The 14,883-nt window shown below is 57.5% G+C and carries 15 protein-coding genes; 9 read left to right on the top strand and 6 right to left on the bottom strand.

The window, feature by feature from the left end; genetic code table 11:
* Window positions 1–187 precede the first annotated feature (187 nt).
* The 9 genes from H8709_RS05030 (at window position 188) to H8709_RS04990 (ending at window position 8,136) form a co-directional block, all read left to right on the top strand.
* Window positions 188–1,540 carry an MATE family efflux transporter gene (locus H8709_RS05030; RefSeq protein WP_262397271.1) on the top strand — a complete coding sequence of 451 codons (1,353 nt, stop codon included), beginning with the start codon at window positions 188–190 and terminating at the stop codon, window positions 1,538–1,540.
* Between the two features lie 139 nt (window positions 1,541–1,679).
* Window positions 1,680–2,312, top strand: coding sequence for a sigma-70 family RNA polymerase sigma factor (locus tag H8709_RS05025; RefSeq protein ID WP_262397270.1), 633 nt, complete (start codon window positions 1,680–1,682; stop codon window positions 2,310–2,312).
* A 147-nt stretch (window positions 2,313–2,459) separates the two neighbouring features.
* Window positions 2,460–2,744 (top strand): zinc-ribbon domain containing protein, encoded by a 285-nt coding sequence (locus H8709_RS05020; RefSeq protein WP_262397269.1) that lies wholly within the window; start codon window positions 2,460–2,462, stop codon window positions 2,742–2,744.
* 238 nt (window positions 2,745–2,982) lie between these two features.
* Entirely contained in the window at window positions 2,983–3,186 is a 204-nt protein-coding gene (locus H8709_RS05015; RefSeq protein ID WP_262397324.1) for a DUF1858 domain-containing protein, read from the top strand.
* 3 nt (window positions 3,187–3,189) lie between these two features.
* Complete coding sequence (locus H8709_RS05010; RefSeq protein ID WP_262397268.1) at window positions 3,190–3,903, top strand: class I SAM-dependent methyltransferase; 714 nt, start codon at window positions 3,190–3,192, stop codon at window positions 3,901–3,903.
* A complete protein-coding gene (locus H8709_RS05005; RefSeq protein ID WP_262397267.1) occupies window positions 3,900–4,991 on the top strand; it encodes a Nif3-like dinuclear metal center hexameric protein in 1,092 nt (363 codons plus the stop codon). The genes H8709_RS05010 and H8709_RS05005 overlap by 4 nt, the downstream gene beginning before the upstream one ends.
* A 13-nt stretch (window positions 4,992–5,004) precedes the next feature.
* Complete coding sequence (locus tag H8709_RS05000) at window positions 5,005–6,759, top strand: Rqc2 family fibronectin-binding protein (RefSeq protein ID WP_262397266.1); 1,755 nt, start codon at window positions 5,005–5,007, stop codon at window positions 6,757–6,759.
* A gap of 493 nt (window positions 6,760–7,252) precedes the next feature.
* Window positions 7,253–7,711: a LytTR family DNA-binding domain-containing protein gene (locus tag H8709_RS04995; protein ID WP_262397265.1), complete on the top strand. Its 459-nt coding sequence runs from the start codon at window positions 7,253–7,255 to the stop codon at window positions 7,709–7,711.
* Window positions 7,708–8,136 (top strand): DUF3021 domain-containing protein, encoded by a 429-nt coding sequence (locus tag H8709_RS04990; protein WP_262397264.1) that lies wholly within the window; start codon window positions 7,708–7,710, stop codon window positions 8,134–8,136. The genes H8709_RS04995 and H8709_RS04990 overlap by 4 nt, the downstream gene beginning before the upstream one ends.
* A gap of 60 nt (window positions 8,137–8,196) precedes the next feature.
* On the opposite strand, the gene rpiB is transcribed toward H8709_RS04990, so the two are convergent.
* The 6 genes from rpiB to H8709_RS04960 form a co-directional block, all read right to left on the bottom strand.
* The gene (gene rpiB / locus H8709_RS04985) at window positions 8,197–8,643 is read right to left on the bottom strand and encodes a ribose 5-phosphate isomerase B (RefSeq protein ID WP_262397263.1); all 447 of its coding nucleotides are present in this window, start codon (window positions 8,641–8,643) and stop codon (window positions 8,197–8,199) included.
* Between the two features lie 51 nt (window positions 8,644–8,694).
* Complete coding sequence (alsK, locus tag H8709_RS04980) at window positions 8,695–9,600, bottom strand: allose kinase (RefSeq protein WP_262397262.1); 906 nt, start codon at window positions 9,598–9,600, stop codon at window positions 8,695–8,697.
* Between the two features lie 22 nt (window positions 9,601–9,622).
* Entirely contained in the window at window positions 9,623–10,291 is a 669-nt protein-coding gene (gene alsE / locus H8709_RS04975) for a D-allulose 6-phosphate 3-epimerase (protein ID WP_262397261.1), read from the bottom strand.
* A gap of 42 nt (window positions 10,292–10,333) precedes the next feature.
* Window positions 10,334–11,854, bottom strand: a complete 1,521-nt coding sequence (locus tag H8709_RS04970) for a phosphomannomutase/phosphoglucomutase (protein WP_262397260.1) — start codon at window positions 11,852–11,854, stop codon at window positions 10,334–10,336.
* Window positions 11,855–12,058: 204 nt separating this feature from the next.
* Window positions 12,059–13,438 (bottom strand): Ig-like domain-containing protein, encoded by a 1,380-nt coding sequence (locus H8709_RS04965; protein ID WP_262397259.1) that lies wholly within the window; start codon window positions 13,436–13,438, stop codon window positions 12,059–12,061.
* Between the two features lie 268 nt (window positions 13,439–13,706).
* Entirely contained in the window at window positions 13,707–14,855 is a 1,149-nt protein-coding gene (locus tag H8709_RS04960) for a linear amide C-N hydrolase (RefSeq protein ID WP_392391657.1), read from the bottom strand.
* Window positions 14,856–14,883 lie beyond the last annotated feature (28 nt).

Below are 14,883 nucleotides of genomic sequence, written 5' to 3'. Positions count from 1 at the left end.
CGGCGCCATTTGGGAGAAATTTGGGGAAAAAGAAAAATGGGGCTGGAAAAAAGACGAGGATCTTGCTATAATGGGTCTTGTCAAATGATCTGAGAAACCCTCGGAAAAAACAACCGCTCCGCGGCTGTTTTTTTTGTGCGCTCAGACCAATGCGGCGGCAATAAAAAAGAGAGAAGGAGGACGCTTTATGTCGATGCTTATCAAGGAGAAGGGCTTTTATAAAGTCATCTTGTCCATCGCCATTCCCATCGCCCTGCAAAACCTCATTTCCTACGGGATCAACATGATGGATACTATCATGCTCGGCGCCCTGGGGGAAACCCAGCTTTCGGCGGCGTCCTTGGCTAACCAGCCCTTCTTCATCTTCACCATCATCACCTTCGGCATCGCCAGCGGCTGCTCGGTCCTCACCTCCCAGTATTGGGGCAAGGGGGACAAGGAGCCCATCCGCCGCATCATCGGCATCGCGCTAGACGTGACCATCGTCCTCTCCCTGCTGCTCTTTGTGCTGCTCTATTTCTTCCCGGAGACGGCCATGCGCATTTACACCAACGAAGCCGACGTCATCGCCGCCGGGGTGCAGTATTTGAAGATCACTTCCTTCACCTACCTGTTCTTCGGCTTTACCAACACCATGATTTGTGTCTTCCGCAGCGTGGAGATCGTCAAAATTTCGGTCATCATCTATTCCAGTTCCTTTTTTGTCAATGTGTTCTTTAACTACGTCCTGATCTTCGGCAAGTTCGGTTTCCCGGCCCTGGGCATCCGAGGGGCGGCCATCGCCACCCTGACCGCCCGCATCTTTGAGTTTTGCGTGCTTTGTGTCTACCTGTTCTTTGTGGACAAGCGCATCCAGTTCCGCCCACGGAATCTGCTTGTCAAGGACAAGGTCCTGGCCAAGGACTTTGCCCTCAACAGCACCCCCGTCGTCCTCAACGAAGCCATGTGGTCGGTGGGGACTTCCGTCCACTCCATGATCCTGGGGCGGATGGGGCAGGACGCCGTGGCGGCAAGCTCCATTTCTGGGGTGGTGCAGCAGCTGGCCATGGTGCTCATCATCGGTCTGGGCAGCGCCACGGCGGTGGTCATCGGCAAGGCGGTGGGTGCCTCCCAATATGAACGGGCCCGCCAAAGCGCCCGAACCCTCCAGATGATTGCGGTGGGGGTGGGGGCGCTGTCCTTCGCCATCGTCATGCTCATCAAGGACCCCATTGTCGGATTCTATAACATCTCCGCTACCACCCGCGCCATGACAAATGAACTCATGATCGCCTCCGCCGTGCTCGTGGCCTTCCAGGCGCTGACCTACACCAATTTGATCGGTGTGCTGCGGGGCGGCGGGGACACTCGGTTCGTCCTGCTCATCGACGTGATCTTCCTATGGTTTGTGGGCGTACCGCTGGGCGCCGTGGCGGGACTTTGGCTCAAACTGCCGGTGGTGGTCGTGTTCCTGTGCCTTAAATCCGACGAGTTCATCAAATTCTTTATCGGCATTTTCCGTGTGAAAAGCGGCCGGTGGATTAACAACCTGACCCGTTAATCATGGGAGTTGCTGTCAGAAGAAAGAGATTTGTCTGGAAATTACAAAAATGAATTGACAGATTCCGATTTATCGGTTACAATGAACAACGTAGCGAAATTGATACATAAACCTGATTCCCACAGGGAAAACAGGGTTTATGAGAAGGATTATGCGTCTGACTATGATGGGAAAAAGTGCATCGCCTTTGGACGAAACACACTGTGACGAATGGCTGATCCGGGAAATCCGAAATCAGAACCCAAACGCCATGGGTGTCCTTTTCGACCGGTACATCCCGGTGGCCAAAATGAAGGCCAGAGGCAGCCGGATCGCCGGTATGGAGGAGGACGATATCTTCCAAGAGGCCATGATTGGACTGATCGGCGCGGTACGTTCCTATCGGGAGGACAGGGAAAGTTCTTTTAAGACTTTTGCCAACCTCTGTATGAACCGGCGGATCGCTTCGGTGGCCCAGTCCCAGCAGAGCCTCAAGCAAAAGCCTTTCCAAAACTACATTTCCATTGACAAAGGCGACGACGCTGTGGAGACACAGTGGAGCCTGATGAACCCCCAACAGCTCGATCCCGAGCACATCGTCATCGAGCGGGAGGCCATAGAGGAAAAAAAGAAACAATTTGAGAACCTTTTGTCTGTGTTTGAGCGGGAAGCTCTCATGCTTTACATCGGCGGTTTTACCTATGAGGAAATTTCCCAGCGGTTGGAATCCACACCGAAAGCAGTTGATAACGCCCTGCAACGAGTAAGACGAAAGCTAAGATCGGCGTCATAAGCGCCGCAAACCGTGTGTATCTGGGCGTTACAGCTTAGGTCAAATACATGCCCTTGTAGCTCAAAGGTAGAGCGTTGTAAGAGCAAAGGTGTCGGTTCAAATCCGTCCCGGGCAAATTTTATTATCCAAATAAGCGAGGTAAAAAACATGTACGCAGACAAAACATTAACATGCAAAGAGTGTGGCGCAGAGTTTGTATTCACAGCAGGTGAGCAGGAGTTCTATGCTTCCAGAGGCTTCGTCAACGAGCCCCAGAGATGCAAAGCTTGCCGCGATGCACGCAAAAACGCTTCCAAACCCGAGAGAGAGATGTTCACAGCTACCTGTGCAGCTTGTGGCCAAGAAGCGAGAGTTCCCTTTAGACCCCGTGAAGACAGACCTGTTTATTGCAGCGAGTGCTTTGCGAAGATGAAAGAGGAGCAGCAGCTGTAAGCATTTGTTTTGAATGTATTCAAATAAAATGCCCAACCGGGATGCTTTGGCGTTAGCCAAGGCATCCCTTTTCTTTTGCGCCGGGCCGTTATAGGCTCCAAAGAGCAAAGCGGTCATGCCGGGACGGGGCTTTTTCTGCCGGAAAGCGCATGTTGCAATCGAGGAAGCCCCATATTATAATAAAGAGCAAGACAGCGGCCCACCGCCGCCCAAACTGCAAGGAAAGAGAGTGCAAATGATGGAAAGAAAAGTGAGTAAGGAAACCCTCATCGGCGATCTGCTGCGCATGGAGCCCGAAACCGCCCAGTTTCTCATGGAGATGGGCATGCACTGCTTAGGCTGTCCCGCCTCCCGGGCCGAGAGCCTGGAGGAAGCCTGCATGGTCCACGGCGTGGACGCCGACGCCATGGTGGAACGCATCAACGCCTTTTTGGAGGAGTAAGCGGTGCCGGAACAGAAAACCCCCAAGCTAGACGCCCGGCTCTCCCTACTTTGGGAGTTCGTGCGCCCGGGCGGAGTGGTGGCGGATATCGGCTGCGACCATGGCTACCTCTCCGCTGCCCTGGTGGGGTCGGGGAAGTGCCCCCGAGCGCTGTGCTGCGACATCCATGAGGGCCCCCTATGGCGCGCCAAGGAGACCGCCCGTCTCTATGACCTGACCGAGAAGATGGACTTTCGTCTCACCGACGGGCTGGAGGGCGTTTCCCCCGGGGAGGCTGACGACATCGTCATCGCCGGCATGGGCGGGGACCTCATCGCCCGCATTGTATTGGAGACGCCCTGGCTCAGGTCGGGGGACAAGCATCTGGTCCTTTCCCCCATGTCGAAGGCCCAAGACCTACGCCGGGCTTTATGTGAGCACGGATTTTCCATCCTGCGGGAACAGGGCGTCAGGGAGGGCCGCTTTGTCTACACTGTCATGGCAGTTACCTTTACAGGGGAGCGTTTTTCCCCGGATGAAGTCTACGCCCGCACCGGGGCCCTCCCGCTGGACGGCGCGCCCGATTCCTGGGACTATCTTCGCCATCAAGCGCAAATTGTGCGGAAGATCGCGGAAAATCTGCAAAAAAGTAATACATATAGTAATAAATCAAATGAATATAACGAAATAGCGGACAAAATCCAAGAAATGATCGAAAGCGGGGGAAGAAAGACATGACAAAGGTACGGGACATCTACCGGTATATCGATCAGTTGGCCCCCTTTGACCGGCAGGAGAGCTGGGACAATTCCGGACTTCTCATCGGGGACGGGGAGGCGGTGGCGGAAAAGGCGATGATGGCACTGGACATCACCGACGCGGTTGTCGACGAGGCGGCGGCATGCGGGGCAAAGCTCCTCATCTCCCACCATCCGGTCATCTTCCATCCGCAGAAAAGGGTCCTCGCGGGGGACCTCAGCTACCGTCTGGTGCGGGAAGGGATGAGCGTCATCTGCGCCCACACCAATCTGGACGTGGCGGAACTGGGGGTCAACGACTGTCTCGCCAAGGTGATCGGCTTAGAGGACTTGGAGCTCCTCGAGGAAACCGGCCGGGAAACATTTTACAAGATTGCGGTCTTTGTGCCGGCCGGGCAGGGCGAGCAGGTGCGCGCGGCTATGGCTAGGGCCGGGGCCGGAAGCCTGGGGGAATATACCGACTGCGCCTTCCTCAGCCGCGGGGAGGGATGTTTCCAGCCCTCCGCCAAAGCATCTCCCTACATCGGCAGGGCGGGGGAACTCACCCGGGTGGAGGAAATAAAAATCGAAATGATTGTGGGGGAGGGGGAGCTTTCCAGCGTGGTTTCGGCCATGCAGGCGGCCCACCCCTACGAGACCCCTGCCTACGATATTTTTGAGAACCAGGGGGTCCGCCGTCCCTATGGACTGGGCCGGGTGGGCAGCCTCTACGAGAGCATGGGGGCGGAGGAATTCTCCCTGCATGTCAAGGAGGCGCTGGACACCCCGCTCATCCGCTCCAACCGCATTGACAAGCGCATCAAGCGGGTGGCGGTCTGCGGCGGCGCGGGCGGCTCCCTGTTGGGAGCGGCCAAGGCGGCCAGGGCCGACGCCCTCATCACGGGGGACATCAAGCACGACGTCTGGCTGGAGGCCGACCGGATGGGGATTCTCCTCATCGACGCGGGCCACTTCGCCACCGAAAACGTGGTGATGCCCCGGCTGCGGGGCCTGTTGCAGACCCGGTTTTCCGGCGTGCGCTTCCTACTGGCCCAGAATAGCATCGACCCGGTGGTCTACACTTTTTAGGTGGTGAAATTTTTTGGCATTAGACGCAGTATATTTGAGCTTTTTACGGGATGAAATTATCGAGACGGCGCTGGAAGCGCGGGTGGACAAGATCTACCAGCCCTCCCGGGAGGAAATTGTGTTGGCCCTGCGCTTTCGCGGGGGCACGGCCAAGCTCCTGCTTTCCGCCTCAGCCTCCAGCCCCCGGGTACATTTTACCAAAATTCCGCTGGAAAACCCCAAGGCCCCGCCCATGTTCTGCATGCTCCTGCGCAAGCATCTGGGCGCGGGCAAGCTGATGGGCGTGCGCCAGGACGGCATGGAACGCATCCTCTTTTTCGACTTTGAGACCATCAATGAGCTGGGCGATCTGACCACCACCACGGTGGTCATGGAGATCATGGGACGCCACTCCAACATCATCATCACCGACAAGGACGGAAAAATACTCGACGCCATCAAGCGCATCGACGAGAGCATGTCCTCGGTGCGCCAGGTGCTGCCGGGGATGCGCTACGCCCTGCCGCCCCAGCAGCATAAAAAGAGCCTCCTGCTCCACGCCCCCGACGAGATCGTGGAAGGAGTGCGAAACGGCAGGGACGTGGAGCTTTCCAAGGCGCTCATGGAACAGATTCAGGGTATTTCTCCCATTGTGGCCCGGGAGGCGGCGTACTACGCCACCCGGGGCATCGAGCGGGCGGTCAGCGAGCTGGGAAGCGAGCAGTGGGACCGCCTAAAATTCGTGCTGGGAAATTTCACCCAGACGGTAAAAGAGCGGGCCCCTCATTTTACCATGGTGACGGACCTAAAGGGCAAACCCAAGGACTTTGCCTTTCTTCCCGTACACCAGTACGGTCACAGCATGCTGACCCAGGATTTCGAGAGCCCATCGGCGCTCCTGGACAGCTTTTACAGCGAGCGGGACCGGATCGAGCGGATGAAACAGCGCTCCCACGACTTGCTCAAACTCCTGATGAACACCTCCGAGCGCATCACCCGGAAGATCGCCACCCAGCGGGAGGAACTACGGGAGAGCGACAACCGGGAGCAGCTGCGCGTCTTCGGCGACCTGCTGGCCGCCAACGCCCACACGCTGGAAAAAGGACAGCGCAAAGCGGTGCTGGCAAACTTCTACGAGGAGGGGAGCCCCCTGGTGGAGATCCCTCTGGACCCCCTGCGCACCCCCATCCAGAATTCCCAGCACTATTACACCGAATACCGCAAGGCGGCCACCGCCCAGGAGAAGCTCACCGAGCTCATCGCCAAAGGGGAGGAGGAGCTCATCTACATCGAGTCGGTCTTTGATCTCGTCACCCGGACCACCGGGGAAAGCGAGCTGGCCGCCATCCGGGAGGAGCTCTCCTCCCAGGGATACATCAAGAACTACCGGGCTAGGAACAAGCGCCCGGAGAAGCTCTCCCCCCTCAAGTACCGCTCCTCCGACGGATTCACGATTTTGTGCGGGCGCAACAATCTGCAAAATGACCGCCTGACCCTCAAGGACAGCCGGAACTTTGACATCTGGTTTCACACCCAGAAGATTCCCGGCTCCCACACCGTCATTCTCACCGAGGGCAGGGAGGTCCCCGACCGGACCTTGGAGGAGGCGGCCGTCATCGCTGCCTACAACAGCCGGGCCCGGGAGTCGGCCAAGGTGCCGGTGGACTACACTCAGGTTAAGAATGTCAAAAAGGCGCCCGGGGCCAAGCCTGGCATGGTGATCTACGACCGCTTCCAGACCGCCGTGGTGGACCCCGACGCCGCCCTGGTCGAGCGCCTCAAGCAATAAGCAGCCGCCCCATGCCGCCCTGAGACGTCATGGCAACGTAGGCGCGTGTGACGCGGCGGTGTCGCGGAGAAAACCAAGAGCGCGCCATCCCGCACCGGCGGCAGTCGGTGGAGGAAGCCGCGCTGTAACGCTTCGGCAGCGTGGGCGCGTGTGACGCGGTGGTGTCGCGGAGAAAACCAAGAGCGCGTCAACCCCCGGCGGCCACCTGCCGGTGGAGGAAGCCGCTCTGAGGCGCCATGGCGACGTAAACGCGTGTGACGCGGCGGTGTCGCAGATAAAGCCAAGAGCGCGTCAACCCCCGGCGGCAGCCGGCGCGTCAACCCGCGGCGGTAGCCGGAAAAGCGTCCGAAGGACGGACTCCCCGGAAGATGGGGGCTGTTTTTCGGACGCTTTTTTTGCATCTTGCCGCCGGATACCGTCCACTTGGGGGAAAACTGCTGACAGGGGCAGGGAAAGGCGCTATGATAAAGATGCAAGGAAGGGGGCAAAGGCTATGAAGGTGGAACTCAAACTGGATCCGGCGCTATTGGAGCCGGTGGTGACCATCCGCGCGCCGCGCCTGAGTGAAGAGGTGCGGCGTCTGATGGAAGAGCTCTCCGGAGACGTCCGGGACATGACCGTCACGGGGGAGAAAAACGGCCGCTACTTTCCCCTGCGGCCGGAGGACGTGGAGCTGATCCGGGTGGAGGGGGAGAAGACCATGGCCTATCTCCAAAATGGAGAGCGCTATGAAGTGAGACGACGGCTCTATGAGCTGGAAAAGGCCTTTTCCCCGGGACTTCTGAGGATTTCCAAGGGGGCGCTTGTCAATCTTGGCCGGGTGGAGAGCGTGGAACCCACCATCGGCGGGCTGATGCGGCTCTTTATGAAGAGCGGCCAAAGCGACTACATTTCACGCAAATACCTGCCCGCCTTCAAAGCGGCGCTGGGACTGGGAGGAAAGCGAAAATGAAACGCATGGTACAAAAGCTGCTTATCGGCATCGGCACCGGGTCGGTGATCTTCAATTTGACCATGGCCATCTTTGTGCTGACGGCGAAGGGACCTGTCTTGGACGCCGTCTTTGAGAGATATCTCCCCAACTTCGGGGCGGCGTTGCTCATCGGCATCGTCTTTAGCGTCATGAGCGTTGTCTACAAAAAGGAAAGCTGGGGTATGCCCCTCAAGGTTCTCGTCCACATGGGGTCGGGACTGCTCGTCTACTTTTTGCTGGCCGCGGCGCTGGGCTGGATTTCCCCGGCGCCCATCGCCTGCCTCATCTCCATCGGGGCGGCCCTCATTTCCAGCGGCCTCATTTGGCTGGGCTTTTATCTCTATAACCGCGCCCAGTGCAGGCGCTTAAGCGCCGCGCTCCGCGCCCGGGGAAACGCAGAATAATAAGTGCCCATCAAGAAGCGGGACGGCCCGAAAGGGGCCGTCCCGCTTTTTCTCTGCGGACTATTTGCTGTACTTTTGCTCGATGGCCGTAATCATGTCCACCCGGCGCTGATGGCGGTCGCCTTGGAACTCGGTGTCCAGCCAGCTTTCCACGATCATCTTGGCAAGCTCTGAGCCCACCACCCGGGCGCCGAAGGCCAGGATATTGGTATTGTTGTGCTCCTTGGAGAGCTTGGCGGTGTAGGGCTCGCTGCACACGCAGGCCCGGATGCCCGGCACCTTGTTGGCCGCCAGCGAGATACCCACGCCGGTGCCGCAGATCAGGATGCCCCGGTCGCACTCGCCGGAGACCACCGCGTTGGCCACCGCCTCGCCAAAGACGGGGTAGTCGCAGCTCTCGGGGGTGTAGGTGCCAAAGTCCTTGCACTCGTATCCTTTTTGTTTACAAAGCTCCATGATCTCTTTTTTCAGATCAATGGCCACATGATCGCATCCAAACGCTATCATTTGTCTGCCTCCTTACGTTTTCTATGATGGGGCGGGGATACCGCCCGTGATTTACAGCTTCTGCCAGCCATAGATGCCCCCGCCGATGACGCCGCTTTGCTGGGTGTGCTTAGAAAAGCGGAGATCCAGGTTTTCGGCAGGGTAGGGCTTGCGGGTGCGCTCCTTGATGAAACGGATGAGCTCCTCCCTGGGAAAGCCCTCCATGGCGATCACCCCGCCCGCGAGGACGGCGGTGTCCGGGTCAAGGAGGGTGAGCTCGGTGGCGATGGGAATGGCCAAATCCGCCACAAACTGCCGCAGCACCGGGGCGTCGCCGTGCTCCAAAAAGAGCCGGGAAAAGTCTTCGCCGGGAAAGTGGGTTTCGGCGATGGCGCGCAGGCCCATGCCGGAACAGAGGATCTCCGAGCAGCCCAGATTCCCGCAGTTGCACCGCCTGTCAAGGCCATAGAGCGGGATATGCCCCAGCTCCCCGGCCACGCCGTTTTTGCCGGTGTAGAATTTCCCGTCCAGATAGAGGGCGTTGCCGAAGCCCGTGCCCACATAAAAGCCCAGGATGGTGTGAGATGGGTCGAGTTTAAGCTGCTGGATGTCGTTTTGCAGCAGGAAGTTGACATCCCGCTCGATAAAGACGGGGAGGCCCAGTGCCTCTTGGAGGGGGGATACCACGTCCACGCCGTCAAAGCCGGGGAGGTTGGGGGTGGAATAGAGGGTGGTCCGGTCCTTGCTGACGATGGAGGGGAAGCCGATGGCCACCGCCGCTACCTCCTCCCGGGAACAGTGGGCGTCTAAGTAGGCGGTGATCTCCCGGATGAGATGGGGGACCCCGTTTCCTTCGGCGGCCAGGACGGTACTTGATTTCTTTTCAAAGTGATGAACCTTTAGCTCCCGATCTACCAGCCCCAGGCGGAAATTGGTGCCGCCGATGTCAATGCCGGCGACATAGGATTTCCCGGACATGGAAACACCTGCCTTTCCGTCTTTATTCGATGGCCCGGGCGTAGGCGCTTTCCATCTTTTCCCACGCCACCGTCAGGTCCTCGTCTAGGTCAAAAAGCCCGGAGGAACCCAAGATCATCACTTCGGCCCCCGCTTGCGTTAGGGCCTTGTAGGTGGCCTCGTTGCAGGCGCCGTCTACTTCAATGAGGTAGGAGTAGCCGTATTCCTCTTTGAGCTTCTTGGCCTTTTTGATCTTGTCGATCATCTCCCAGATGAAGGGCTGGCCCGCAAAGCCCGGGTCCACCGTCATGATGGTCAGCTTGTCGATGAGATGAATGTAGTGCTGGATAAAGCCGAGAGGGGTCTCGGGGTTGATGACCACGCCCACCTTGCACCCGGCTTCCTTGATGCGGGAGATGAGCCGGAAGGCCTGGCCGCTCAGGGTTTCCGCTTGGGGGCAGATGTAACCGGCGCCGGCCTTGGCCAGAATGTCGATGTAGTTCTGGGGGTTATCCACCATCAGATGGCAGTCCAGCGGCACGTCGGTGATGGCGGAAATCTCCGCCACCTGGGCCGGGCTCATGGCCAGGTTGGGGACAAAGTGGCCGTCCATGATGTCGATGTGATAGAAATCGGCCTTATCGTTCATGGCCTGGATGCCGCGGCGGACATCCAAGAAGCTCATGCACATGAGGGAAGGGGAAAATTTCATGAAGAAATACACACTCCTTTGCCCAGATGGGCGATATGTAGCTTAACCGACAAAGTCGGTGAGGGGCTTAAGGTCGAGGCGGTCAAAGCCGGTGCCGATGACGCCCAGTAGCTTGCGGATGATCTTCTTGCAGCCGCCGGGGGAGTTGGACTCCACGTTGATGGGGATGATGGGATCGTGGAGGGACATGCGGGTGAGCATCCACCCATTGCCGTCCTCCTTGGCGAAGTTGATGCGGATGCCCTCGTGATTGACGGGGGCCACCATCCAGTCGGCGTGGCTGTCGGCGTAGGCCTTGATGGTTTCGAGCACCATTTTGCCGTAGACGGCAAAATCGTCCCCCTTAATTTTGATGCGAAGTTCCTTGGATTCCAGCGGGTGCTTAAGACCGGCGATCAGCGTCTCAATGCGCTTGCCTTCCTTGGCCATCTTGGCGGCCTTGATGAGGATTTTGGCCGTGAGATAAGCGCCGTCGTCCAAGAAGTAGTTTTCCTTGAGCGCCGCGTGGCCCGAGGTTTCGATGGCGAGCTGGCAGTCCACGCCGGTGTCATTGAGGCGCAGGGCCTCGTTGATGACGTTGCGGTATCCCCGTTTAAAGCGGTGGTGGACGCAGCCGCAGTCCTTCTCGATAAATTCGGCCAGCTCGTCGGAGGTGACCGAGTCGGTGACGATGGTGGTGCCTCCATGCTCCTCGGCGATGATGGCGGTGATGAGGGCGATAATGGCGTTGCGGTTGATCTCGTTGCCGAACCGGTCTACCGCCGAGCTGCGGTCCACGTCGGTGTCGAAGATAATGCCGAAATCCGCGCCGTTTTTGCGCACCGCTCCGCAGATGGAGGCCATGGCCTCCTCATTTTCCGGGTTGGGGATGTGGTTGGGGAACATGCCGTCCGGTTCTAGGAACTGGCTGCCGGTGGTGTCGGCGCCCAAGGGGCCAAGCACCTTGTCGACGAAGAAGCCGCCGGCGCCGTTTCCGGCGTCCACCAGGATTTTAAGCCCTTCCAGGGGACGGTCGTAGTTGTCCTTGATGTTGGCGCCCTTGCGGATGGTGTGGACGAGAAAATCGGCATAGACGCCGACGAGGTCGGCGACCTGGATACGGCCCTCGCCCTTTTCCTCGATGTCCCCGGCGGCGAAGGTGATGATGGCGCTGATGTCGGTCTTGTCGAGCCCGCCGCGACGGGTAAAGAACTTCATGCCGTTTCGGTTAAAGGGCAGATGGCTGGCGGTAATCATGATAGCGCCGTCGCACTGAAACTGGGGAAATACGGTGGACATGAACATGGACGGCGTGGAAGTCAGCCCACAGTCAAAGACCTGGCAGCCCATGCGGGACAAGGCTTGGCAGGCGGCGTCCTTGAGTTTAGGGGAAGAAATGCGGGAATCGTGTCCCACCGCGATGGTCAGTCCCTTGGGCGCGCGCTGTTTGAGCCACAGGGCAAACGCCTTGGAGAGCTGATAGACGGTGTCGGAAGTGAGATTCACCTTTTCCCCCTCGATACCTTCCACTGCCACGCCGCGGATGTCGCTACCGTTTTGCAGCTTTCTCAAATCCATACCCATGTTACCTTCTCCTTTGTCATTGGCGGCGTCCCTGTCCCGAAACAGGGGCGGCCCGCCCATTTTGATCTTCTAAAAATTATACCACGCCTGACGGGGAGTGGCAATCGGTGGGGGAGAAATAATGAAACTCTTAATAACTAAAAGGCCCGGACAGGAGAAAGAAAAAGCAGCCGGAAGACGCCTTGCGTCTTCCGGCTGCTAAAGTCACTTTTCGGTGCGGTCGGGGATTTGGGTAAAGTCCACGATCGGGCCGTTTTGATCCGAGGTCTGCATTTCGACGCGCCACTCTCCCCTGGTAACGGCGACGATGTAATAATAACGGCCATGATCCAGATGATAGGAGACCGGCGAATCGGATGGGTCGGTCAGTTTTGTCATTTTGCCTGTGTCATCCAAGAGCCAAGCAGTCAGGATGCCGTGGCAGAAGATTCGAACATCTTGGTTCGTTCCAGGGAATATACCAGTGGCGCCCGAGCCTTTCCCCTCCCAGTTGAGTCCGCCGTACACCATCAGCGGCTCAAAGGAGATGGTCCAACCGGCGTCCGCCTCCACCACAATGCGGGCGTCATGGACCCCATCTGTTTTGCCGGAAAAGAGGGGTGCGTAGGAGACTGAGACTGAGCTATTGCACCATAACTCCTCGTTGCCCTTGTCGTCAAAGGCGGTGACACCGAAATAGCCTTTCCCCTCATGCTCCATCCGCACGGCGTAGCATCCGGCGGGGACACTGACGTGCTCGATGGTTTTGTCCCCCGAGCCCCGGTAGGTAATGGGGTCGGGGCGCACCAGCACATGGCATTCCGCTATTTTGCCGTTGATAGTATTGGCTTTCACCGTGGCGGCACCAAGGCCGGTAGCGATGATTTTGCCTTTGTGAACAGTGACCACCGATTCATTGTCGCTTGACCAGTGAATGGCAGCGTCCTCCACGGTGCCCGAGGAGGGCTTGGCAGTCAGCTGGATCGACTCCCCCTGCTGCATGGAGACGGCGCCTCGGTCGAGTTTGAGCCCCAGCGGGAGCTTGCGGACTTCTACCTCGCAGACAGTCTCTTTTCCGTTACTGGAGGTGGCAGAGACGCTGGTCTTTCCAATGGTTTTGCCCACCAACCGGCCTTTCTCATCGACCGCCACCACGGCCTGATTGTGCGAGCGCCAGGTAACCTCCCGGTCGGTGGCTTCTTCCGGAATAAAAAGGATTGTGGGGGAGATTTTGTCGCCAAGTGCCATGACTATACGGGGGTTCTCCACCCTAATTTCTTGGGTCTGGACATGCCGCACCTTGACTTCACAGACCGCAGTGGCGTAGCCTTCACAGGACACGGAGACGCGGGCGGTGCCCGGTTGGACGGCTCTCAGTTCGCCATGATCCACCACGACGACATTGAGGTCGGAGGAAGACCATTGGAGCCCAGCGTCCGTCTCGGGATTGGGCGATGCAGTGAGGATGTCCTCCTCGCCTGGACCCAATCCTAAGGAGAGGGCGTCGAGGGCAATGATTTTTTGAGGCGCAGCCTGCTCTTTCTGGCAGCCGGTGGAAAAGAGCAAAAGACAAAAACTGCATAAGAGAATCAACCATTTTTTCATAGCCTGACTTCCTCTTCTCATCCAGATTTTTAGAAAATTTTGCTTTTATATCTCCATTATATGGGGAGAATTGTCGAAAGTCAACGAGGGAGGAGAGTTTTGTTTGTTGGATCTCGAAAAGTATAGGGTTCGTCCTAATAAAGGGAGTAAGGGGTTACTTTGTGTGCCGTAAGACACCAAGGCACATCCGGCGGGAGAAGCCGCGGGGTGGGTAAAAAAACTTCGGAAAGAAAAAAGACTCCCTATGGGAGCCTTTTTTCAAAAAGCCTTATGAGAGTTTGCCAAGGGACATCATTTTAGCGTCGAAATGGGGATTTTCGGCCAACTTGGCGGAAAGGATTTGACTATGATCATAGGTCTTGAAAAAATATTGTTTTGCCCCAAGATCCATGAAAGCGGTATATTGCGTGTAGTCGCTGGCCCCCCGGGAGGTGATGACAATGCCCTTGGGGATGCTGACGCTCTCCATGATGTGAAAACAAGCGTTTACAGCCTCTAGTTGGCCGGTGGGTGGCTGGATATGGCTCTTCAGATAAGCGGCTCGTACAAAGCGGGCCGGGGGCGTATAATCTCCCGGCAGCCCCATGGATCCTCCACCTTGACCGAAGGGGGTCAATGGGACGGAGGACCAGACGGCTTCGGGCTGTTGGGAGGGCACCACATTCATATAGTTGCGCAAGTTGGTCAGGTGCCATGAAAAATCTGGGCTGTTGGAAAGAATACCGATGGGATTGTCTAGGATGTGGAGCCCGTCCGCCATTTTTTCGATGACCTTACATTGCCCGCTCTCATCCGCGATGATCCAGTGGAGCGGTGCGACGGAATTGGTCACCGAATCTTTGCTACCGATTATCTGGATGGTGGGCAGGAGGGAGGCGGCCTGGTCTAACGTCGCGCAGCTGCCCAATAAAAAACCAACCAGCTCCAAGGCGGCGATGGGCTGTCTGGGATCACGGGCATTGTAGATATCATAGTGGGCATATCCTGGAAAGTACAGCACGGCTGCGGCAAAGCCCCTTTCGTTGACCCCGTCCGCGAAGACCACGGGAGAAATATTTTGTCCAATGCCCATAAATTGAAATTGGTTGCAAATTTTATGGGTGCCAAGGGTATTGATCCATTCGTAGCCTTTGGCCGCGATATAGAGTTCCGGCTCCAGTGGATAGGAAAAATCCATGGTGCGCCCGAAAAAGGGGCCCCCTTGCGACGTTTGCATCGCCATAGCAGTACACATCAAAAAACCTCCTCCGTCTCGGCAATCGGAGACAATGGTCATGTATATGCCCTCTTTTTCCATTGTATGAGATCTTTCCATAGGGGAGAAAGTTTCGATTTGCATTTTGGGCAGCAAGAGAGATGCCTGATGATTGCAGAGCAAACAGAGCCACAGGATCAAAAAAACAGCTACAAACCGCATGAGTATGCGGTTTGTAGCTGTTTTCCAT

The organism is Zongyangia hominis (assembly GCF_014385095.1).
In the GTDB taxonomy this organism is placed as follows: domain Bacteria; phylum Bacillota; class Clostridia; order Oscillospirales; family Ruminococcaceae; genus Zongyangia; species Zongyangia hominis.
The sequence above is the reverse complement of the archived record's forward strand: the minus strand, read 5'-3'. Positions and strand labels throughout refer to the sequence as shown.